Source organism: Actinotalea sp. JY-7876, assembly GCF_014042015.1.
Lineage (GTDB): Bacteria > Actinomycetota > Actinomycetes > Actinomycetales > Cellulomonadaceae > Actinotalea.
Genome location: NZ_CP059493.1, coordinates 508,208 through 529,849, shown reverse-complemented (window position 1 = coordinate 529,849; position 21,642 = coordinate 508,208). Strand labels below are relative to the sequence as shown.

The 21,642-nt window shown below is 76.4% G+C and carries 21 protein-coding genes; 8 read left to right on the top strand and 13 right to left on the bottom strand.

What is annotated here, in order from left to right:
* Positions 1-98: 98 nt before the first annotated feature.
* Positions 99-1,481, bottom strand: a complete 1,383-nt coding sequence (locus H2O74_RS02625) for a hypothetical protein (protein WP_182112996.1) — start codon at positions 1,479-1,481, stop codon at positions 99-101.
* Between the two features lie 54 nt (positions 1,482-1,535).
* A complete protein-coding gene (locus H2O74_RS02620) occupies positions 1,536-2,087 on the bottom strand; it encodes an RNA polymerase sigma factor (RefSeq protein ID WP_255491743.1) in 552 nt (183 codons plus the stop codon).
* 202 nt (positions 2,088-2,289) lie between these two features.
* Here H2O74_RS02620 and H2O74_RS02615 point away from each other — a divergent pair, with 202 nt between their 5' ends.
* Positions 2,290-2,532, top strand: coding sequence for a hypothetical protein (locus H2O74_RS02615; RefSeq protein ID WP_182112994.1), 243 nt, complete (start codon positions 2,290-2,292; stop codon positions 2,530-2,532).
* Positions 2,533-2,658: 126 nt separating this feature from the next.
* On the opposite strand, the gene H2O74_RS02610 is transcribed toward H2O74_RS02615, so the two are convergent.
* Positions 2,659-2,862: a cold-shock protein gene (locus H2O74_RS02610; protein ID WP_182112993.1), complete on the bottom strand. Its 204-nt coding sequence runs from the start codon at positions 2,860-2,862 to the stop codon at positions 2,659-2,661.
* Positions 2,863-3,131: 269 nt separating this feature from the next.
* On the opposite strand from H2O74_RS02610, the gene H2O74_RS02605 reads away from it, so the two are divergent.
* Entirely contained in the window at positions 3,132-3,866 is a 735-nt protein-coding gene (locus tag H2O74_RS02605; protein WP_182112992.1) for a glutamine amidotransferase, read from the top strand.
* Position 3,867: 1 nt separating this feature from the next.
* Here the strand turns inward: H2O74_RS02605 and H2O74_RS02600 are convergent, their stop codons facing one another.
* Together H2O74_RS02600 and H2O74_RS02595 are read right to left on the bottom strand one after the other, a co-directional pair.
* Positions 3,868-4,224 carry a GntR family transcriptional regulator gene (locus H2O74_RS02600; protein WP_309232749.1) on the bottom strand — a complete coding sequence of 119 codons (357 nt, stop codon included), beginning with the start codon at positions 4,222-4,224 and terminating at the stop codon, positions 3,868-3,870.
* A complete protein-coding gene (locus tag H2O74_RS02595; protein ID WP_182112991.1) occupies positions 4,221-5,162 on the bottom strand; it encodes a hypothetical protein in 942 nt (313 codons plus the stop codon). Before H2O74_RS02595 ends, H2O74_RS02600 begins: the two co-directional genes overlap by 4 nt.
* Before the next feature lie 159 nt (positions 5,163-5,321).
* Here H2O74_RS02595 and H2O74_RS02590 point away from each other — a divergent pair, with 159 nt between their 5' ends.
* A complete protein-coding gene (locus H2O74_RS02590) occupies positions 5,322-6,782 on the top strand; it encodes an MFS transporter (protein WP_182112990.1) in 1,461 nt (486 codons plus the stop codon).
* A gap of 25 nt (positions 6,783-6,807) precedes the next feature.
* Here the strand turns inward: H2O74_RS02590 and H2O74_RS02585 are convergent, their stop codons facing one another.
* Positions 6,808-7,068, bottom strand: a complete 261-nt coding sequence (locus H2O74_RS02585; RefSeq protein ID WP_255491742.1) for a PspC domain-containing protein — start codon at positions 7,066-7,068, stop codon at positions 6,808-6,810.
* A 327-nt stretch (positions 7,069-7,395) separates the two neighbouring features.
* Between H2O74_RS02585 and H2O74_RS02580 the strand changes: the two genes are divergently transcribed.
* Entirely contained in the window at positions 7,396-11,301 is a 3,906-nt protein-coding gene (locus H2O74_RS02580) for a S8 family serine peptidase (RefSeq protein WP_182112989.1), read from the top strand.
* An 84-nt stretch (positions 11,302-11,385) separates the two neighbouring features.
* On the opposite strand, the gene H2O74_RS02575 is transcribed toward H2O74_RS02580, so the two are convergent.
* From H2O74_RS02575 to H2O74_RS02555, 5 genes are all read right to left on the bottom strand, one after another.
* Positions 11,386-12,168 carry a type II CAAX prenyl endopeptidase Rce1 family protein gene (locus H2O74_RS02575; protein WP_182114007.1) on the bottom strand — a complete coding sequence of 261 codons (783 nt, stop codon included), beginning with the start codon at positions 12,166-12,168 and terminating at the stop codon, positions 11,386-11,388.
* A gap of 56 nt (positions 12,169-12,224) precedes the next feature.
* Positions 12,225-12,737: an ATP-binding protein gene (locus tag H2O74_RS02570; RefSeq protein ID WP_255491741.1), complete on the bottom strand. Its 513-nt coding sequence runs from the start codon at positions 12,735-12,737 to the stop codon at positions 12,225-12,227.
* Positions 12,738-12,897: 160 nt separating this feature from the next.
* Positions 12,898-13,572, bottom strand: a complete 675-nt coding sequence (locus tag H2O74_RS02565; RefSeq protein ID WP_220458009.1) for an HAD-IA family hydrolase — start codon at positions 13,570-13,572, stop codon at positions 12,898-12,900.
* The gene (locus H2O74_RS02560; RefSeq protein WP_255491740.1) at positions 13,569-13,832 is read right to left on the bottom strand and encodes a hypothetical protein; all 264 of its coding nucleotides are present in this window, start codon (positions 13,830-13,832) and stop codon (positions 13,569-13,571) included. The genes H2O74_RS02565 and H2O74_RS02560 overlap by 4 nt, the downstream gene beginning before the upstream one ends.
* Positions 13,833-13,862: 30 nt before the next feature.
* Positions 13,863-14,861: a Gfo/Idh/MocA family protein gene (locus tag H2O74_RS02555; RefSeq protein WP_182112988.1), complete on the bottom strand. Its 999-nt coding sequence runs from the start codon at positions 14,859-14,861 to the stop codon at positions 13,863-13,865.
* Between the two features lie 67 nt (positions 14,862-14,928).
* On the opposite strand from H2O74_RS02555, the gene H2O74_RS02550 reads away from it, so the two are divergent.
* The 4 genes from H2O74_RS02550 to ligD all read left to right on the top strand — a co-directional run bounded on the left by H2O74_RS02550 (position 14,929) and on the right by ligD (position 19,675).
* Positions 14,929-15,198 carry a DUF2277 domain-containing protein gene (locus H2O74_RS02550; protein ID WP_182112987.1) on the top strand — a complete coding sequence of 90 codons (270 nt, stop codon included), beginning with the start codon at positions 14,929-14,931 and terminating at the stop codon, positions 15,196-15,198.
* 201 nt (positions 15,199-15,399) lie between these two features.
* A complete protein-coding gene (locus tag H2O74_RS02545; RefSeq protein ID WP_182112986.1) occupies positions 15,400-15,597 on the top strand; it encodes a hypothetical protein in 198 nt (65 codons plus the stop codon).
* Entirely contained in the window at positions 15,579-18,548 is a 2,970-nt protein-coding gene (locus H2O74_RS16810; RefSeq protein WP_304518608.1) for a helix-turn-helix transcriptional regulator, read from the top strand. Before H2O74_RS02545 ends, H2O74_RS16810 begins: the two co-directional genes overlap by 19 nt.
* Positions 18,549-18,574: 26 nt before the next feature.
* The gene (ligD, locus tag H2O74_RS02535; RefSeq protein WP_182112985.1) at positions 18,575-19,675 is read left to right on the top strand and encodes a non-homologous end-joining DNA ligase; all 1,101 of its coding nucleotides are present in this window, start codon (positions 18,575-18,577) and stop codon (positions 19,673-19,675) included.
* Between the two features lie 20 nt (positions 19,676-19,695).
* Here ligD and H2O74_RS02530 read toward each other — a convergent pair whose 3' ends face one another.
* On the bottom strand, positions 19,696-20,403 hold the full coding sequence (locus tag H2O74_RS02530) for a response regulator transcription factor (protein WP_255491739.1): 708 nt from the start codon (positions 20,401-20,403) through the stop codon (positions 19,696-19,698).
* Complete coding sequence (locus H2O74_RS02525; RefSeq protein WP_182112984.1) at positions 20,361-21,605, bottom strand: sensor histidine kinase; 1,245 nt, start codon at positions 21,603-21,605, stop codon at positions 20,361-20,363. The genes H2O74_RS02530 and H2O74_RS02525 overlap by 43 nt, the downstream gene beginning before the upstream one ends.
* Between the last annotated feature and the right edge of the window lie 37 nt (positions 21,606-21,642).

Below are 21,642 nucleotides of genomic sequence, written 5' to 3'. Positions count from 1 at the left end.
CACCGAACCTACGCCGGACCTGGCGAGCCCGCACAATTCCGGGCGGCGCCGACCGCCGCCGCGCGGTGTGCGCGTGAGGCGGCGGTCGGCGCGGGCGCTCAGCCCAGGGGCGAGAGGTCGAGGTGCTCGGTGGCGACCGCGAGGACGGTCCACACGGCGCCGTCGTCGCTGATGAGCTCGTACGTCGGGAGCAGCGCGGCGGCCCCGTTCGGGAGCAGGTGCAGCGCGGGCCCCAGCCGGAAGTCCGTGATCGTCACCTCCTCGACGGGCCAGGCGATCGCCGCGCCCGGCTCGAGGGCTGGGGGCGCCGACGGCGGCGCCAGCTCGGTGGGCATCGGCTCGGCCATGACCGCCGCCCCGCCCTGCAGGGTGCGGAAGGAACCGCCGCCGCCACCGCCGAAGCGCGGGTCGGTGAGCCGCTCGACGGCCTCGGCCGGGCTCACCACCGCGAGCTCGCCCAGGTCGACGAGGGGCGCGAGGGACCCGTACAGGGACTGCATCCCGGCGCCCGAGAACGACGCGCTCCAGGTCAGGCCGGTCCGCAGCCCGTCGAGGACCCGGTGGGCGGTCACGTGGGTCCAGGCCTCGTCACCGAGCTCCTCGGCGACGATCTCGTACGCCCCCGAGTCCTCGCCCAGCGCGGTCAGCGTCTCGCGCAGGGCGGCGGCCGCCGCGTCGCCCGAGGGCGCAGGCCCGAGGTCCCCGGGCTCGCAGGGCGCCGGCAGGGTCGTCACCTCACCCTCGGCCGTCCCGTCGACGGCCGCCGCGCTGCACGTCCACGGGTCCTTGGCCGGGTCGTAGTAGCTGAGCGTCGCCATCCCGTCCGGGTGGACCGTCACGCCGGCTCCGGACCCGTCGCGCGGCCCGACGCTCCACGTCCCGTCCACCTGCTCGGGCGTGCCGCTCACGCCGAGCGCCGCGGCGGCCGCCGCGACCGCCTCCGCGGTCAGCACCGCCGAGGCGTCGAGGCCCCAGGCCGGCGCCACGCCCGCCTCGGTGGGCAGGCCCTGCGACGTGAAGACCGTGCGGCCGGCGCCGACCCACAGGGAGTCCGCCGCCATGCGGCCCACGCCGCTCTCGGCCTGGAGCGGCATCGCCACCTCGGGTCCGGTCGGCCCGGCCGCCTCGGGCGACCCGGCGGCCACGCCGATCGCCGGGCCGGCCGGCGGTGCGGGCTCGTCGTGGCCCGCCGCGCCGATCGCGTAGCCGCCCCCGCCGCCGACGAGGAGGCAGGCGGCCGCGATCCCCGCGACCCGGGCCGGCCAGTCCGTCCAGCGGCGGGCGCGGCGGGCGGCGAGCTCGTCGCCGGCGGCCGGCCCGTCGTCGCGCACGCGCGCCGCGACCGCGTCGCGCAGGCCGGGGTCCGGCACGGCGTCGGCCGCCGGGTCCGCGGCGCGCAGGCGCTCCTCCGCCGGGTGCGGCGTCGGCTCGCCGTCAGGTCCGCCGGCCGGCGGGGTGCTGTCCTCGGTGTCGTCCTTCACGGTGCCCTCCTGGGTAGCCCTGCGATGGGGGGCTCGCCGGGCGCCGGCGGGTCCTCACCCTGCCTGTGTCGCGCCCAGCCCGAGGCTTGCGTCGCCCGGCTGGTGAGGCGGGCGACGCGCCTCGTCCCCGGCGTCGTCCTCCGCCCACGCCTGGCGCAGGCGTGAGCGCGCCCGGGACAGGGCGGCGTCCGCCCCGCCACGGCTCACGCCGAGGACCACCGCGAGTGCGTCGCCGTCGAGGCCCTCCCACGCGTGCAGGAGCAGGATGCGGCGGTCGCGCGGGGACAGCCGCGCCAGCGCGCGGCGGACCTCGTCGTCCGCCACCACGAGGCCCGCGGGATCCGCGTCGTCGGCCTCGTCGGGCACGTGCTCGACCGGCACGGGCCGTCCCTTGCGGCGGTGGTTGGCGAGGACGAAGCCCGCCGTGCGGTAGAGCCAGGGCAGCTCCGCACCGTCCGGCACGTCGTCCCGGCGGCGCCATGCCGTCGCGAGCACGTCCGCGGCCAGGTCCTGCGCGTCGTGCACGGGGGCGCGGCGCGCGAGGTACCGGAACACGGCCGTCGAGTGCTCGCGGAAGAGCGCCTCGAACCAGGCGTCGTCGCGCACGGGGGCTCCCTCTCGGCGGACGGCCGGGCGCCGTCGTCGTGTGCCGCTCACCCGCACTGTGTCGTGAGGGCCCCGTCCCTTGCACGCCGCCGCGCGGGCCGGGCCGGCGGCGTCGGGTGCCATCTCGGCGCGCCCGCCCGGGGCCGCCGCCCTACGGTCGAGCCAGGAGGCTGACCCGCAGCCCACGACGATCGGAGACCACATGTCGCACGCAGCCCACGAGCCGACGGCGTCCTCGGCCCAGGAGCGCGCCGACGAGCTGCGTGCGCTCGCCGGGCCCGTCAACGCCGACGCACCCGAGGCCCGCACGGATGCCGCTCCCGACGAGGTCCGCGAGCCCGCCCAGGGCGACGTCGGCGCCGAGGCGGACCCCTACGAGCTGCGCTCGATGCCCGCGCAGCCGAACCCGACCGAGGACGACCCGGCGAGCCACCTCAACGCCTGAGCGACGCGGTGCGGGCCGTCGCGACGAACGAACCCCGGACGCACGAGAGCCCCGGTCCGTGAGGACCGGGGCTCTCGACGCTCTCCTAGGCGGCGTACCGCCGGGTGAAGCGAGTGTCCGCGAGGATCAGAGCGGGCGGATGTTGTCGGCCTGCGGGCCCTTGGGGCCCTGCTTGACCTCGAACTCGACCTTCTGGTTCTCCTCGAGCGAGCGGTAGCCGCTCGTCGCGATCGCGGAGTAGTGGGCGAAGACGTCGGCGCCGCCCTCGTCGGGGGCGATGAAGCCGAAGCCCTTTTCGGCGTTGAACCACTTCACGGTGCCAGTAGCCATGGCTGGTCTCCTTCAGGAGTCTGGGGACGGACCCGCAACTGCGGGACCGCATCGAGCGCGGTGTTCGTCGTCCGCTCCTGGTAAGGAAAATGCGCCTGGCTGGTAGGCCGGGCGCACTCGAGACGTGCAAGCACAGCAACTTCAACGGGAACGCTACGGCATCGCGGCCGATACCGCCAGGGGTAGCGCCCGACGAGATGTGTGACGCACGCCGCCGGGCGCCGGTGGACCGTCCTGCGCCGGCCACCCCGGGCACCTACCCTGGCGCGGTGCGGCCCTTCCTCCTGCTGAGCACACGCTCCGACGACGCAGCCGCCGACGGCGAGCTCGAGGCCGTCGCGCGCTTCGGCGGCCTCGAGCCGGACGTCGGGCTGCGGCGCGTGCGCCTCGAGGCGGGGCCGCTGCCCGAGCTCGACCTGGACGACTGGTCCGGCGTCATCGTCGGGGGCAGCCCGTTCAACGCGAGCGACCCGCCGCAGGAGAAGTCGGCAGTGCAGCGCCGCGTCGAGGCGGAGCTGCACGGGCTGCTCGACGAGGTCGTCGCGCGCGACTTCCCCTTCCTCGGGGCCTGCTACGGCGTCGGCACGCTCGGCGTGCACCGCGGCGGCGTCATCGACCGGACCTACGGCGAGCCGGTCGGCACCGTGCCCGTCACGCTCACCGCCGCCGGGCGCGCGGACCCGCTCTTCGCCCGGCTCCCCGACACCTTCGACGCCTTCGTCGGACACAAGGAGGCGGTCCGCGTGCCACCGCCGGACGCCGTCGTCCTGGCGAGCTCGCCCGGGTGCCCGGTCCAGGCCTTCCGCGTCGGTCGCAACCTCTACGCGACGCAGTTCCACCCGGAGCTCGACGTGCCGGGCATGGTCGCCCGCGTGGAGATCTACCGGCACGCCGGGTACTTCCCGCCCGAGGAGCTGGGCACCGTGATCGCGGGGATCACGGGAGCCGTCGTCGACGACCCGCCCAGGCTCCTCGCGGCGTTCGTGGAGCGCTACGCGCGCTGAGTCACGCGCCGTACGCGGTGCGCACGTGGTGCACCGCCGCCTCCACGTCGACCCCCAGCTCGCGGACGCGGCGGACGTACTGCTGCGCGGCGACCGCCGCCTCGCGGTCACGGTCCGAGCCGCGGACGGCCACGAAGGTGCCGTGCCTGCCCCGCGTGACGACGACGCCCGCCTGCTCGAGCTCGCGGTACGCGCGGGCCACGGTGTTGGCCGCGAGGCCGAGGTCGTCGGCGAGCCGGCGCACCGTCGGCAGCCGCGTGCCGGGCGCGAGCCCGCCGGCGTCGACGAGCGCCTCGACCTGCGAGCGCACCTGCTCGTACGGGGGGATGTGGGAGTCCGGGTCCACGGCGAGGATCACCGGGCACCGCCCTCGGGCGCCGACGACGCCTGCGCCGGGACGTCGCCGGCCGGCGGCAGGGGCCAGAGCCGGGTCCGGAAGTACCGTTCGGGCCGCGCGGCCAGGGACCACACGCCCATCACGAGCAGCCCGCCGAACAGCACGAGCATGATCCCGCTGACGAGGCCGACGGCGGGGTTGGCGGGCCAGCCGCCCTCCAGCCCGTCGGCCAGGACGCCGAGGAGCGCGAACGGGGCGTAGGCGCCGGCCATGATCGCCACCGTGGCGCTGTCGCGGAGCGTGCGCGCCCGCATGGCGTCGTCCCAGGCGAGCTCGAGCGTCGTCGCCGCGACCTGCCGGCGCGCCACCAGCCACCGCGCGGCGAGCTCGACCGCGAGGACCACGAGGGCCGGCACCACCGTCACCGCGACGAGCAGCCCCACCGGGAGCCGCCCCACGTCGACGAGGCCCACGGCGTCCACCACCACGATCCCGACCGCGACGAGCGCGGCGACAACCGCACAGGCCCAGGCGCCGTACCTCTCGAACGGCGGCACGTAGTCCGCCGGGGTGGGCGTGGTCGCCCGGGCGATGCGCGGCCCCGCGGCGAGCGGCCGCGTCGACTCGTACCAGGCCACGGCCGCCGAGCCCAGCGCGGCACCGAGGAAGTACCCCAGGACCGCCAGCAGCGCCGCCGGGAAGCTGCCCTCCTCCGCGGGCTCCGGCCGCATCAGGAGCAGGGGCAGCAGCGCGAGGCCCGCCCCGACGACCGCGCCGAGGCACGCGCGCCGGGCCAGCCGGGCGCCGACGTCGGCCGCCATCGCCGGGTCGAGCGTCAGGTCCACCTTGCGGGCGTACGCGTCGGCGGCGGCGGCCCGCCCCCGCCGCGTCCCGTAGCGCGCCAGGGTCCCGGTCACGACGAGCGCGAGCACCACGATGAAGAAGTACGTCGGGCCCATGAGCCCCTCCCGTCCCGGTGGCCGTCGCCACCTTTGTACCGTTGTTTGTCTCAACGTAGCAGTACAGTCCTGCGACAACAAGACGGCGGCGAGACGGCGAAACGCGACGACGTCGCGACGCGTTCCACGGCAGGCTGGGGGTGACCCTGGGAGCCGCCGATGTCCACCCCGCGCACCACCGGCGCACCCGACGACCTCGACGCCCGCCCGGACCCCGCCTCGCCGTGGGCGCCGGGGCTGCGCGGCGTCACCGTCGGGATGCTGCTGCTCGTCGCCCTCAACGCGTTCGAGTCGCTCGCCGTGACCACCACGATGCCCGCCGTCGTCGCGGCGCTGGGCGGCGTCGAGCTCTACGCGATGGCCTTCGCCGCGCCGGTCGCCTCGAGCGTCGTGGGCATGGTCGCGTCCGGGACGTGGAGCGACCGGCGCGGCCCGGCCTCGCCGCTCGTCCTCGGCGTCGGGCTGTTCGTGGCCGGGCTGCTCGTCGCGGGCACGGCGCAGGCGATGGGCACGGTCGTCGCCGGGCGCGTGGTGCAGGGGCTCGGCGGCGGGATGCTCAGCGTGGCCCTGTACGTCGTCGTCGCGCGGGTCTACCCGGCGGCGCTGCAGGCGCGCGTGTTCGCGGCGTTCGCCGCCGCCTGGGTGCTGCCCTCGGTGGTCGGGCCGGCGCTCGCCGGGTTCATCGCTGACACCGTCGGGTGGCGCTGGGTCTTCCTCGGCGTGCCGCTCCTGGCGGTGCCCGCGCTGGCCGTGCTGCGTCCGGCGCTCGTCAGGGCCGGCGCGGCGCCGCCGGCGACGGACCCCACCCGGCTCGCGGGGGACGCCGCGACCTCCGGCGCACGCGACACCGCCCCCGGCGGCACCCGCCGCGACCGGCGGCGCCTGCTGTCCGCGGCGGGGGCCGCCACCGGCGCCCTCGCCCTGCACTGGGCCGGCCAGCAGGGGGACGCGCGGGGTCCGGCCGTGGTGGTCGCGGCCGTGGTGGTCCTGGCCGTCTCGCTGCCGGGGCTCCTCCCGCGAGGGACCCTGCGCGTGGCGCGCGGGCTGCCCGCCGTCGTCGCCCTGCGCGGCCTGCTGCCCGCGGCCTTCCTCGGCGCCGAGATCTACCTGCCGCTCGTCCTCGTGACCGAGCGCGGGCTGCGACCGGCGGTCGCCGGCCTCGCGCTCACGACGGCGGCGGTGCTGTGGTCGGCCGGCTCGTGGCTGCGGGGACGGCAGGAGGGCCGCTGGGCCGACCACCGCGTGCTGCGCGCCGGGGCGGTGAGCCTCGCCCTGGGCATCGCGCTCGCCGCGAGCGCGGTCTGGCCGACCGTCCCCGTCGCCGTCGCGGTGCTCGGCTGGGGCCTGTCCGGCCTCGGCATGGGTCTGGTCTACCCGACGCTGACCCTGCTCGTGTTCCGGCTCTCGCCACCCGCCGAGCAGGGCGCCAACACCTCGGCCCTGCAGGTCAACGAGGCCATCACGACCGCGGTGGTGCTGGCCGTCAGCGGCCCGCTGTTCGCCCTCCTCGTCGCGCGCGACACGACCGCGGCCTACCTGGTGTGCTTCGCCGTCGCGGCGGCGTTCGCGCTGGCGGGAGGCCTGCTGGCCGGACGCGTGCGGCCCGGCGGTCGGGGCTGACCCGGCCGGACCCGGCCGGACCCGGTCAGTCCTGCACCGAGCCCGGGGGCGGCGGGGCGACGTGCACCACGGGCCCGGGACGGTCGGCCGGCATCAGGGCCCAGGCGATCGGGTACAGGATCAGTGGCGAGCCGGGCAGCACCACCATCAGCACGAACACCAGCAGGCGCGTGCCCCACGGGTCGAGCCCGACGCGCCGCGCGATGCCGGCGCACACGCCGCCGAGGACGCGGCCCTCGCTCGGGCGCGACAGGCCGGCGCGGTACATGGACTCGTGGATGTTCACGGCAGCTCCTCGGTACGGATCGGTGCGGGTCTCCCCCGACGGCTCCAGCCTGCTCCCCGCGCGCGCGTCGCGCCTCAGGGACCAGCCCTGACCTGACCCGGATCCTCACCCCGAGGATCGCCGGGGTGCCGCGCCCACCGGCCCCGCTCCGCGCCGGGTGGCAGCGCGACCCCGCGGCAGTCATGGCGCTGTGACTGGATGTGACCATGGCTCTTCACCCGCGGGCGTCCGCGGGGCTACTGTGCGGCCTACCACCGGGTGACGCGGCCGCCGACGATGTCGGCCGCGTCACCCAGGGGAACCTGCACCCCGAGGGGAAGAGTCTCCATGCGCCGTCGTCCCGTCCTGGCCGCCCTGACCACGGCAGCGCTCGCGCTGCCGCTCGCCGTGACGGGGGCCGCGTACGCGTCGCCCGCGTCGCCCGAGCCGCCTCCCCCCGCCGACGGGCTCGCGGTCCCGGAGACCGACCTGGCGCTCCCCGCCGGTGACGACGGTGCCACGGTGGGCCCCAGCCTCGCGGGCGCGACCGGGCAGGTCACCGCCTTCGTGCAGCTCGACGCGCCCTCGGCGCTCGACACGGCCGAGGCCGGCGGCAGCGAGGCCCAGGTGGCCGCCGTCGCGGACGAGGTCGCGGACCTCGCCGAGCAGGTCGTGCCGAGCGCCACCGCACGCTCGGCGTCGGCGCCGGCCCCGCTGGAGGTCACGTCGAACCTCGTCGCGGGCGTGGTCGTGACCGGCGACGCGGAGCAGATCCGCGGGCTCGCGGCCGACGACGCCGTCGTGCGCGTCGACCTGGTCGTGCCCAAGGAGCCCGCCAACAAGGGCGCCGACGTCTTCACGCGCGCCCTGGAGTCATGGGCCGCCACGGGCCTGACCGGCCAGGACGTCACCATCGGCGTCATCGACACCGGCGTGGACTACACCCACGCCAACTTCGGCGGGCCCGGCACGCCCGAGGCCTACGCCCAGGCCTACGGGACCGACGGCACCGGGCCGGTCCCCGATGGCCTGTTCGACCCCGCCAAGTACCTGGGCGGCTACGACTTCGCCGGGCCGACGTACGACGCGCGGGTCCCCGGCTCGACGCCGACCCCCGACGAGAACCCGATCGACGCGCCCCACACCGCGGGCGGCGGGCACGGCTCGCACGTCGCCGGCAGCGCCGCGGGCTACGGCACCGTCGCGGACGGCACCACGTTCGAGGGTGACTACACGACGCTGACCGACCTCGAGGGCTGGCAGATCGGCCCGGGCACGGCGCCCGAGGCGGGCATCTACGCGCTCAAGGTCTTCGGGGACGTCGGCGGCAGCACGTCGCTGGTCATCAGCGCGCTGGAGTGGGCGGCCGACCCGAACGGCGACGGCGACCTCAGCGACCACCTCGACATCCTCAACCTCTCGCTCGGCTCGGACGCCAGCCCGGCCGACGACCCCGAGAACCGGTTCATCGACGAGCTGAGCCGCCTCGGCGTGCTGTCGGTCATCGCATCGGGCAACGCGGGCGACATCACCGACGTGGGCGGCAGCCCCGGCAACGCCCGCACGTCGCTGACGGTCGCGAACTCGGTCGCGGACACGCAGACCTTCGACGCGGTCGAGGTCGTCGAGGCCGCCGACCCGGCCCTGGTGGGCCTGCACGCCGCCCAGAACTCGATCGAGTACGCGGGCGGTGAGGACGTCACCGCGCCGGTCGCCTACATCGGCGAGTTCGACGGGTGCCGGGCGTTCACCGCGGAGGAGTCGGCCGCGGTCACGGGCAAGATCGCATGGCTGTGGTGGGACGACGACGACGCGTCCCGCGCGTGCGGGTCGGTGGCACGGTGGAACAACGCCACGGCCGCGGGTGCGGTGGGCGTGCTCATCGGCACCGAGCTGCCGGTCTTCGCGGCGGGCATCTCGGGCAACCCGCAGATCCCGGGGGCGCAGCTCACCGCACCGGAGACCGACGCCCTGGCGGCCGAGGTGCGCGCCGGCACGCTCGTCGTGCACCTGGGTCCGTCGCTCGCCAACGCGGCGTTCGTCGACGACCCCACATACGGCGACACGCTCGCGGCCGGGTCCTCGCGCGGCGTCCACGGCTCGCTCGGCATCGTCAAGCCGGACGTCGCGGCGCCCGGGACGCGCATCGCCTCGGCGGCGTCCGGCACGGGCGACGACGTCCTGACGATCTCGGGCACGTCGATGGCGACGCCGCACGTGGCGGGCATCGCGGCGCTCGTGGTGGAGCAGCACGGCGGCTGGGAGCCCGAGCAGGTCAAGGCCGCCGTCATGAACACCGCGACGCACGACGTCTACTCCGGCCCCGACCGCTCCGGCCCGGTGTACGGCCCCGAGCGGGTCGGCTCCGGACGCGTCGACGCGCTCGACGCGTCGCGGGCCGAGGTCATCGCGTACGCGTCGCAGGACCCCGAGCTCGTCTCGGTCACGTTCGGCGTGGTCGACGTGGCCGCCGAGACGGTCGTCGAGCGGCGCACGGTCACGGTGCGCAACACCGGCGACGAGCCGCGGACCTATGCGACCTCGGTCTCGACCGCGACGACCGCGGGCAGCGCGTCGATCACGGCCTCGCCGGCCTCGGTCACGGTCGCCCCGGACGACGACGCCGTCGTGACGCTCACGCTGACGGTCGACCCGGCCGGGCTCACGCGGGACCTCGACCCGACGTCCGAACCGCTCGCGTCGGGGGTGCCGCGCGACTTCGTCACGACGCTGTCGGGGCGCCTGGTCCTGACCCCGGAGGAGGGGCCCGAGCTCCGGGTCCCGGTGCACGCCGCACCGCGGCCGGTCAGCGACCTCACCGCGGCGCCCGTGACCTTCGCCGACGAGGCCGCCACCACGGCGCCACTCACGGTGACGGGCCGCAGCGTGACCACGCCGGGCTGGGCGTCGTACGTCGCGCCCATGACCCTCGTGGCGACGAGCCCGCAGCTCGAGGCCGACCCCTCGGGCGCCGGCACGTCGGACTCGTCGATCGGCGCGGGTGACATCCGCTACGTCGGCTTCTCCTCGACGGCGCCGCAGCTCGCGGCGGCCGGCGAGGACCCGACCGGCGGCACCATCGGCATCGGCATCGCGACCGAGGGCGAGTGGGCCAACCTGGGCACCGCCTCCGTCGTGCCGTACGTCCAGACGGACGTCGACGGCGACGGCGTGTGGGACCTGGAGACGGCCGTCCAGAAGCTCTCCCCCGAGACCGACCTCACCGTCGCGGCGAGCTACACGCTGGTCCCCGACCCCGCGGGCGGCTACGACGTCGGCCAGGTCGTCGACATCCTGCCCGTCAACGGGGCGTGGTCGGACGAGCTGTCGACGGTCTTCGACAACGACGTCCTGGTGGTGCCGATCCCGCTGGCGGGCGTCGTGGAGCCCGGGCAGGTGCCGACCTTCCGGGTCGCCACGTCCTCGGCGTACGCGCCCGGCGCGGGCGGCGACACGGACGTGGTCGAGCCGTTCAGCGCCGACCCGTATGCGCCGCCGTTCTGGTTCGAGGGCACGACGCCGGACTCGCTGTGGTTCGAGGCCGGCGACGGGGCCACGGTCACGGTGCACCGCGCCGCGACGAGCGGCGACGCGCAGCTGCTCGTGCTGCACAACGCCAACCCCGACGGCCGGCGCGCGCAGGTCGTCGACGTCACCGCCCCGCTGAGCACGCCGACGACGACGACGCTCGCCGTCGCCGGGACGCGCACCGAGGGCTCGCCGCTGACGCTGACGGCGACGGTGGCACCGCCCGAGGCGACGGGGACCGTGACGTTCCTCGACGGGACCACCGAGGTCGCGTCGGCGGGCGTGTCCGGCGGGGTCGCGACGGCCACGGCGACCCTGGCGGCCGGGAGCCACGCGCTGCAGGCGGTCTACGCGCCGGACAGTGCGCGGTGGCTCGGGTCCTCCTCGGAGGTGGTGACCGTCCAGGTGGCGGCGCGCGCGGCGTCGCACCTCCTGGTGGGCGCGCCGAGCCAGGTCCGCCAGGGCCAGCTCGCGCTCGTCACGGGCCTCGTGATCACCGGCGGCCCTCGGCCGACGGGCACGCTCGAGGTGCGCGAGGGCAGCCGCGTCCTGGCCTCCGGACCGGTGGTCACGCTGGGCCGCACGGGCGTGGCGCTCGTCCGGCTGCCGTCGAACCTGTCGGTGGGCACGCACCACCTGACGGTGGCCTACTCGGGCAACGCCCAGGTGGCGCCGGCGACGGCGGAGCACGAGCTGACGGTGGTCCGGCGAGGGGGACGGTCCTGACCTGACGCCCGTGTGACGAGGGCCCGGCACCCGCAGGGTGCCGGGCCCTTCGCACGTCCGGCGCCGCGCGCCGCCCCGAGCCGCTCAGTAGACGAAGAAGGGCACCCAGTCCCGCTGGTGGGCGTGCAGCAGCACCAGGAACAGGATCAGATCGAAGAGCAGGTGCACGCACACGATGTACGTCAGCGAGCGCGTGACCTTGAACGTGTAGCCCTGGATCAGCGCGAACGGGTAGATGAGCCACGGGCCCCAGGCGTGGAAGCCCAGCTCGTGCAGGAAGGACGTGAACAGCACCGCCTGCACGAGGTTCGCCTGCCACCACGGCAGGTGCCGGCGCAGGAGCGTGAAGCACGTGCAGATGAAGAACAGCTCGTCCCAGATGCCGAGCACGTTGGTGCCGAGGAACAGGCGCGCGACGCCCTCGGGGTCCTCGACCGCCGGCCAGTTCTCGTAGACCCCGGTGCGGATCATGTAGACGGGCAGCACCGCGTAGCCGATGACGACGACGGCGACGAGCCAGACCTTCTCGAAGCGCGTCCAGCGCCCCGCGCGCAGGGGGAAGCGGATCGCGTGGTCGCGGTAGACGAACCGCGAGACCAGGTACGGCAGGGCGACCGCGAGGATCATCGCTGTCCCCATGGCGAGCATGTGGGCGTTGCTGACGTCCGTGTTGACGGGCACCGCGCTCATGATGCCCAGGCCGAGGACCACGAGCGCGAGGTCCCGCAGCAGCCCGAGGTGGCCCACCGCGCGCCCCACGAGCGCTGCTGCGAGCAGCGCGGCGCCCAGGAGCGCCCAGCCCACGAGCGCCTGCTGCAGGCCGAAGAGGGCCAGGCCCCCTCCCGCGACGAGAACGGCGGGGACGATGGACGCCGGGTGGCGCCGCGGGCCGGCGTCGGTCTCGACGGGGGCCTGCGTGGCGCTCAGAAGTCGTCCAGGTCGAGCTCGAACCACACCGTCTTGCCGCCCTCGGCGTGCGCGTCGACGCCCCAGCGGCTCGACATCGCCTCGACGATCGCCATCCCGCGGCCGTCGGGCGCCGACGGCTCCCGGTGCAGGACGACGGGCGACAGCCCGCCGCCGTCGCTCACCGAGACGCGCACGAGCGCGGGCGTGATCCGCACCTGCACCCCGACGGCGCCGCCCTCGAGCCCGTGGAGCACGGCGTTGGCCAGCAGCTCGCTCGAGAGCAGCTCGACCACCTGGTTCGCCATGCCCACCACGCCACCCGCAGCGGCCGTGCGCACCACCCAGTGGCGGCCCATGCCGACCGACTGGCGCTGGCCGGGCAGGACGATCGCCGTCGCACCGTCCTCGCCGACGTCGACCGCAGCGGCGTCGGGCACCCGCACGCCGGCGGCGTCGGGGCCCGCGTCCTGGCCGACGAGGCGCAGGGTGCTGCCCGACGAGGTCCGGCGAGCGCGGTCGCGGCTCACTGCACCCTCCCAGCACGGTCGATCGGTCGTCGGTCGGTCATGGGTGTCACCCGTTCGGCGGCACCCCCAGCCTGGTGCATGCCGCCATGGGCGGCGCGCCGAGCCTGCCAGATCCGGCCGACCGGCACCTCTTCTCGCGGATTCCTCCGCGTGTCGCCGCTCACGCCAGCCCCATCCGGACCCGGCCGTCGGCCGCCACCGCGAACCGCAGCGCCGCGAGGTCCGGGACCACGAGGTCCGCGTCGATCCCGGGCGTCGTCGTCAGCAGACCGACCGTCGCCGCACCCGCCGCGCGGCCTGCGGCGATGCCCGACGTCGCGTCCTCGACGACCAGGCAGTGCGCCGGCTCCACGCCGAGCCGGTCGGCGCCCAGGCGGAACGGCTCCGGGTCGGGCTTGCCCCGCACGACGTCGTCCACGGTCACCAGGGCCGCCGGGACCGGCAGCCCCGCCGCCGCCAGACGCGCGACGGCGACGTCGCGCGTGCAGGACGTGACGATCGCGCACAGGCCGAGCGGCGCGAGCAGCTGGAGGGCCTCGACGGCCCCGGGAAGCACGGTGATCCCGGCGACGTCGCCGAGCTCGAGCTCGAGCACCCGCGCGTAGGCCGTCTCGCGCTCGGGCTCCGCGAGGTGGGCCAGCAGGAGATCGACCAGGCGGCGCGTGGGGATGCCGTGGACGTCGCCGAAGCGGTCGGGCGGGATGCCGTACTCGTGCGCCATGGTGGTCCAGGCGCGGACGATGGCCTCGACCGACGAGATGAGCGTGCCGTCCATGTCGAACAGCACGCCCGCGAACGAGCGGCCGAGCAGGCCGGCGGGGTCGGGTGCGCTCACGGCAGGCTGATCAGGCGCGGGATGCCGGGGGGCGCTGCCGCCGACAGCTCGAGGTACTTGGCCTCGGCGCGGTGCAGGCGCACGTGCTCGTCCAGGGTCCACGTGGGGCCGTTGCGCAGCACGGTGCCGCACGAGCAGGGCAACCAGACCGTCCCGTCGGGGTCCGTGTGGACGGTGCCCACCGTGTAGTGGGTCGAGCGGGCCCGCGCCTTCGCGTCCCGCAGGGCCGCACTGACCGGCTCGGTCATGCTCTCGCTCACCGCACCAGTGTGGACCACCGGGAGCGCCCTTCAGGAACCGAGCGCCATCCGGTCCCGGTAGTCGGCCAGCACCGTGTCGATCACCTCGGACGTGCGCAACGCGGTGCGGCCGGTGCTGGGGCACTCCCCCGTGCCGCGCAGCGCGTCGACGACGGTGCGGATGAGCGGGAGCTGGACCGTCGCGGGTCGCGGTGCCTCGATCTCCCGCGTGCCGGTCGCCGTCGTGAGCCGGAGCGGCTCGTCGCCGAAGGTGGAGAAGCGCAGCGTCCCGCGCGAGCCCACGAGGCTCACCTCGTCGGTGCGCTCCTCGGCCGCGAAGCACCACAGGCCCGTGCCCTCGACGTCGGCGCCCGCGCGGAACGTCATGGTCACGGTGTCCTCGGCCGGGTACTGCCCGGCCACGTTCACGGCCCGGCCCTGCACGTCGCCGAGCGGCCCGAGCAGGTGGTCCACGAGGTCCAGGGTGTGCGAGCCGAGGTCGACGAAGAGCCCACCGCCGGAGATCTCGGGCCGCACGCGCCAGGGCAGGTGCGCGGGGTCCCACACGCCGCCCGACGTCGTCAGCAGCGTGACGGCGCGGACGTCGCCGATCGCGCCGTCGGCCAGGAGCGTGGCGACCGTGGCGAAGCGCGGCATGGCGCGGCGGTAGTAGGCGACGAAGAGCGGGACGTCGGCCGCGTCGCAGGCACGGATCATGGTCCGGCACTCGTCCGCGGTGCGGGCCATCGGCTTCTCGACGTAGACCGGCTTGCCGGCGGCCGCCGCGCGCGCCGTGTAGTCGCGGTGCGAGTCGGGCGGCGTCGCGACGTAGACCGCGTCGACGTCGGGGTCCGCGAGGAGCGCGTCGGCGTCGTCGTACCAGCGGGGCACGCCGTGACGACGGGCGTAGTCGGCCGCCTTGGCGCCGTCGCGCCGCATCACCGCGACGAGCTCCGAGCCCTCGGCCTGCTGGAAGCCCGGCCCGCTCTTGACCTCCGTCACGTCGCCGACGCCGATGATCCCCCACCGCACCACGTCCAGAGGCTGCATGCGCCGACGGTACCGGCGGCGCGGGCGGGGGGCTGACACGTCCGCGGCGCCGTCCTACTGTCGAGGCATGTGCCGCAACATCCGCCCCCTGCACAACTTCGAGCCGGCCACGACGGACGACGAGGTCCACGCGGCGGCGCTGCAGTACGTGCGCAAGGTGAGCGGGACGACCAAGCCCTCGCAGGCCAACCGCGAGGTGTTCGACCGGGCGGTCGCCGAGGTCGCGCACGCCACCCGGCACCTGCTCGAGGACCTCGTCACCCACGCCCCGGCCAAGGACCGCGAGGTCGAGGCCGAGAAGCGTCGCGCGCGCTCGGCCGCGCGGTACGCGTCCTGAGAGCACCCACCGCGTCTGAGGCACCCACCGCGTCCTGAGCGCACCGCTCGCCTGAGGTACCTCAGGCGAGCAGGGCCCCACCTCAGCGCCGCGTCCGCGCGGCCGACCCCCGGGGACCCGACGACCGACCGATCCGCCCGCCCGGGCCTCAGCACCAGTGTGAGGGCTCGAACCGGCACGGCGCCGGACGGGGAGGTCACGATGAGCAGCACGATGTGGGGACCGGCCCTGTGGGCCGAGGTCGAGTACCGCCAGGAGCAGGTCAGGCTCGCGGCGGCGCCGCGCGCCCCGCGCGTCCGCCGGCCGGCGCGGCGGCGCGCCGCACGCGGTGAGGCCGTGACCGGTGACGCGCGTCGGTGGGCGCTGCCAGGATCGGGGGCATGGCACGCCGCCCGATGACGACCTTCGTCGCCCGTGAGGCCGAGGTGGCACGGCTGGACGCCGCGCTCGACCGCGCCGCCGCCGGCTCGCCCTCGCTCGTGCTCCTCGGGGGCGATGCGGGCGTCGGCAAGACCCGGCTGCTCGACCACCTCGCCGGCATCGCGGCGGACCGGGGTGCCGCCGTGGTCACGACGCACTGCGTCGACCTCGGCGAGGTCGGGCTGCCCTACCTGCCGTTCGCGGAGGCGCTCCGGCGCCTGCGGTCGCTCGAGGCGGGGCGCGACGTCGTCGACCGCGTGCTCAGCGCCCGGCCGGCCCTCGCCCGGCTCGTCCCCGCGTCCCAGGACGCGGCGGGTCCCGGGCCCATGGGGGGCGGTGCGGGACCCGAGGACGCGGGCGGGCGGCTGCAGCTGTTCGACGGGCTCGCCGCCGTCCTCGGGGCGGTGGGGCGGCCCGGGCGACCGCTCGTCCTCGTGCTCGAGGACCTGCACTGGGCCGACTCGTCGAGCCGCGACGTCCTGCGCTTCCTCGTCGCGCGCCTGGGCAGCGAGCACCTGCTCGTCGTGGCCAGCTACCGGGCGGACGACCTGCACCGCCGCCACCCGCTGCGACCGGTCCTCGCGGAGCTCTCGCGGCACCCCCGCGTGGAGCGCATCGAGCTCGCCCCGTTCACGGCGGCGGAGCTCGGCACGTTCGTCGAGGCCGTCGCCGGGGGGCCGGTGCCGCGCGAGGTGGTGCGCGGGGTGCTCGCGCGGTCCGAGGGCAACGCGTACTTCGCCGAGGAGATCCTCGAGGCCGGGGGCGGGGGCGCGCTGCCGTGGTCGCTGGCGGACGTCCTGCGCGCGCGGCTGGACCAGGTCGACCCGGCGGTGCAGGAGCTCGCACGGGTCGCGTCCGTCGCGGGGCGGCGCGTGTCCGAGCCGCTCCTGCGCGGGGTCTGGGCCGCGCGCGGCGGGCGCGACTTCGACGTCGCGCTGCGCGAGGCGGTCGCCGCGCACGTGCTCGGGGGCGAGGCGGGCCGCATCGCCTTCCGGCACGCCCTGCTCGCCGAGGTCGTCTACGCCGACCTGCTGCCGGGCGAGCAGGTGGCGCTGCACCGCGCCTACCTCGACGCGATGCTGGCCGACCCGTCGCTGGGCACCTCCGCGCAGCGTGCGCACCACGCGCAGCGCTGCCACGACGTGACGACCGCCGTCCGCGCGTCGCTCGAGGCGGCCCAGGAGGCGGGCCGGGTGCTCGCACCCGAGGAGGAGCTCCGGCACCTCGAGACGGTGCTCGGGTTGTGGGACGCGGCCCCGGAGACGGCCCGGGCCGGGGTCGACCGCGTCGCGCTGGCGGACGACGCGGCCCAGGCCGCGTCCCGCGCGGGTCGAACGGGCCGCGCGGTCACGCTCGCCCGCCTCGCGGTGGAGGCCGCCCACGACGACGCCGCCCGGCAGGCGCCGCTGCGCTCGCGCCTCGCGCAGACGCTCCTGGCCGAGGACGCCACGCAGGAGGCGCTCGCCGAGGCGAGCCGCGCCCTCGCGTCCCTGACCGACGACGCCCCGGACACCGACCGGGCCTGGTGCCTGGCCGTCCACGCGCGCGCGTGCCTCCTCGAGGACCGCGACGACGAGGCGGCGCAGAGCGCGAACGCCGCGATCGACCTGGCGCGCTCCGCCGGGCTCCCCGGCCCCGAGGCCGACGCGCTCGCCACCCTCGCGGTGCTCGTGGTCGACGACCCCGACAGCGCGGCGGCGCTCCTCGAGACCGCACGCCGCAGCGCCGCGAGCGCGGGCGACCTCGTGACCGAGCAGCGCTGCGCGTACAACCTCGCGACCACGCACTACTACGCCGGGCGGCTCGACGACGCGGCGACGGTCCTCGACGCCGCCGTCGCCCGCAGCCGCGCGGCCGGCCTGACCTGGAGCGAGTTCGGGCACGCCCAGGCCTTCTTCGCCGCGCTCACCAGGTACTGCCGCGGCGACCTGCGCGACGACGAGCTGGGCGAGGGCCGGGGCGCCTCCTCGCCGCTGCTGGCGGCGGTGCGCCTGTACGGCGCCGTCGCGCGCGGGGACGAGGACGCCGTCGCGCGCGGCCGGGCCTTCGAGGGCGCCTGGGAGCGCGACCCGCAGATCGCGCTGATCTCCGCCGGGTGCACCGTCGACGCCCTGACGTGGGGCGGCGAGCTGGACGAGGCGCTCGCCCTGGCGCAGCGGATCATCGAGCACCTCGGCCGGACCTGGAGCGACTACTTCCTCGGCGGGATCTGGCTCGCCGCGCTCGCGGTGGGGGCGCTCGCCGACCAGGCCGAGCAGGCCCGCCTGCGCGGCGAGGACCCGGCCCGTCACCTCGCCACGGGCGACCGGCTGCTCGAGCGCGCCGTGGAGTCCGCGCAGCGGGGGCGCCCGCGCGGCGGGCGCCTGGGACCGGAAGGGCTCGGATGGCTCACGCGCGTCAGGGCCGAGCACGCACGCCTGCGCGTCCACGCCGCCGGGACCGCCGACGCCGTCGACGCGGCGGCGGCGTGGGAGCGGGCGACGCACGGCTTCGCGTACGGCTACCGCTACGAGGAGGCGCGCAGCCGGTGGCGCTGGGCCGAGGCGCTCCTGGCCGCCGGGGACCGTGCCGCCGCGGCCGCGCAGCTCGCGCGGGCGGACGCGGACGCGCGGGCGATGGGCGCCGCCCCGCTGGTCGCGGCCGTCGAGGCCCTCGCCCGCCGGGGGCGGCTGGACCTGCCGGGCCACCGGACCCCGACGGACCTGCTCACGGCCCGCGAGGCGGAGGTGCTCGGCCTCGTCGCCGAAGGGCTGAGCAACCGGCAGATCGGCGAGCGCCTGTTCATCAGCGGCAAGACCGTCAGCGTCCACGTGTCCAACGTGCTCGCGAAGCTGGGCGTCACGAGCCGCACCGAGGCCGTCACGGTCGCGCACCGGCGCGGCCTGGCCGCCGTGGGAGGCGCCGCCGGCGCCCGAGCCCCCTCGCCGTGACGCACGCCACCCTCTAGCGTGATCGCATGGCGCGCGCGACGACCCCGGCGGTGGAGCTCGAGGTCGCCGGGCGCACGGTGCGCGTGACCAGCCCCGACCGTGTCGTCTTCCCGCAGCGGGACCTCACCAAGCTCGACGTCGTGCAGTACTTCGTCGCGGTCGGGGACGGGATCCTCGGTGCGCTGCGGGACCGCCCGACGACGCTCGAGCGCTGGCCCAAGGGCGTGTTCGAGGGTGCCCGGCTGTCCACGCGCACGGACAGCAGCGGTGACGCGTTCTTCCAGAAGCGCGTCCCGCAGGGCGCGCCCGACTACGTCGAGACGGCGACCATCGCGTTCCCGAGCGGCCGCACGGCCGACGAGGTGTGCCCCACCGAGCTCGCCGTCGTGGCGTGGGCCGCGAACATGGGCACCATCACGTTCCACCCCTGGCCCGTGCGCTCGGCCGACGTCGAGTCCCCCGACCAGCTGCGCATCGACCTGGACCCCCAGCCGGGCACCGACTTCGACGACGCCGCCCGCGTGGCGCCCGAGGTGCGAGCGATCCTGAACGAGCTCGGCCTGGAGGGCTGGCCCAAGACGTCGGGCGGGCGCGGGCTGCACATCTTCGTGCCGATCGAGCCCCGCTGGACGTTCACGCAGGCGCGCCGCGCCACGATCGCGCTGGGCCGCGAGCTCGAGCGCCGCCTGCCCGACCAGGTGACCGTGAAGTGGTGGAAGGAGGAGCGCGGCCGGAAGATCTTCGTCGACTACAACCAGATGGCCCGCGACCGCACCATCGCCTCCGCCTACTCGGTGCGCCCGAACGCGCGCGCCACGGTCTCGGCGCCGCTGCGCTGGGAGGAGGTCGGCGACGTCCACCCGGACGACTTCGACGTCCTGACCATGCCGGCCCGGTTCGCCGAGGTGGGCGACCTGTTCCACGCGCTGAGCGCCCCCACGGCCGACGACCCGGAGCGGCCGGCGTACTCGATCCAGCCCCTGCTCGACCTGGCCGACAAGGACGAGCGCGACCACGGCGCGGGTGACCTGCCCTACCCGCCCGAGTACCCGAAGATGCCGGGCGAGCCCAAGCGCGTGCAGCCGAGCAAGGACCGCGACCGGCGGCGCGAGGAGCCGGGAGACTGACACCGGCGCTGGGCGGGCCCTCAGGCCAGGCCCGCGGCGCGCCCCCGGATCGCGGCCTGCAGGCGCGACGCGCACCCGAGCTTCGCCAGGACGCGGGAGACGTGCGTCTTGGCCGTCGCCTCGGTGATGCCGAGCGTCCCGGCGAGGTCCGCGTTGGACATGCCGCGCACGAGGCACACGAGCACGTCGCGCTCGCGTGCCGTGAGCTCCTCGACCGCGGCCAGGGCGGCGTCGTCGGGCGAGCGCGGCGGGGCGGGCGCGACGAACGCCGCCAGGAGGCGCCGCGTCACCTCGGGCGCGACGACGCCCTCCCCCGCGCCGACGCGGCGCACGGCGTCGAGCAGCGACGGCGCGTCGGTCGACTTGAGCAGGAAGCCCACCGCGCCGGCCCGCAGCGCGCCGAACACGTACTCGTCGACGTCGAACGTGGTCAGCACGAGCACGTCCGCGAGCCCTTCCTCGACGATCGTGGCGGTGGCCGTGATGCCGTCGACGCCGGGCATCCGCACGTCCATGAGCACGACGTCGGGCCGCAGCGCCCGGGCGTTGAGCACGGCGGCGGCACCGTCGCCCGCCTCGCCGACGACCTCGATGTCGGGCGCGGTCTCGAGCATGAGCCGCAGGCCCGCGCGGATCGCGGCGTGGTCGTCCGCCACGAGCACGCGCACCGGGGCCGCGCCCGCGCTCACGACGCGGCCCCGGTCGGCAGCGCCGCGACGACGCTCCACGCGCCGACGCCACCCGCGCCGACGTCGGCCGGGCCGGCCGCGAGACGTCCGCCCACGCCCTCGGCGCGCTCCCGCATCGTGAGCAGGCCGAGCCCGCCGCCCGGCGCCCCGGTGCCGGCCGGAGCACGGCCGGCGGCGCGCGGCGGAGCGGCGGGGTTGGTGACGCTCAACCGCAGCCCGTCGCCGTCGAGCGCGAGGTCAACGCTCACCGACGGCGTCGCGGCGTGCTTCGCCGCGTTGGTCAGCGCCTCCTGCAGGATCCGGTAGGCGGCGTGGTCGACCGCTGACGGGAGCGCCGGGAGCGCGTCGGGCGCCGGGCCCGTCCACGCGACGTCCAACCCGGCGGCGCGGGCGGCGGCGACGAGGCGCGGCGCCTCCTGGAGCCGGGCGGGCGCCGGGGCCGGATCGTCACCGCCTCGCAGGAGCCCGATCATGGCGCGCATCTCCTGCAGGGACGTGACGCTCGCGGCGCGGACCGCCTCGAGCGCGGACCGGTCCCGCGCCGGGGCGCGGGGGTCGTCGGCCGGCAGGGCGAGCGCCGCCTCGGCGTGGATCGCGACGGCCGAGAGGTTCCCCGCGATCGCGTCGTGCAGGTCGCGCGCCATGCGCGCGCGCTCCTGCTCCACCGCGTCGGCCTCGCGCAGCGCGGCGAGGCGCGCGAGGTCGGCGGCGTGCTCCTGCGCGAGCACCGTGAGCTCGCTCTGCCGTCGCACCGCCAGGCCCCACCAGAGCGGCGTCCCGATGAGCGCGAACAGCTGCAGCGCCAGGAAGACCGTGAGCTGCACGTCGCGCGAGACCGCCAGGGCCGCGAGCCCGCCGCCCGCGATCGCGGCGACCGCGACCGTGCGGAGCCCGTCGACGCCCCGCGGGGACGTGTGCAGGGCGGCCGAGTAGAGCAGGTCGATGACGACGAGGAGCAGGGCGACGCTGCCGCCGAGCGCGATGTCGGCGCCGAACAGCACCGTGCCGACCGCGAGCGCGACCAGCGGGTGGCGCCGTTTGGCCAGCATGACGAGGCAGCCGAGCGCCAGGAGAGGGAGGTGGACCCACGGCGGCAGCCACGGGTCGCGCAGGTCGGTCCAGAGCTCGACCTGGACGACGACCAGGACGAGCCCCGCGAGGCCCGTGAGCACCGCGTCGCTCACGTCGCGCCCGCGCGGCGTGCCCCGCACGCGCGTGCGCCACCACTCGACCGCTCCCACGTCCTCATCCCAGCACAGGGGGGCGGGACAGCGGGTC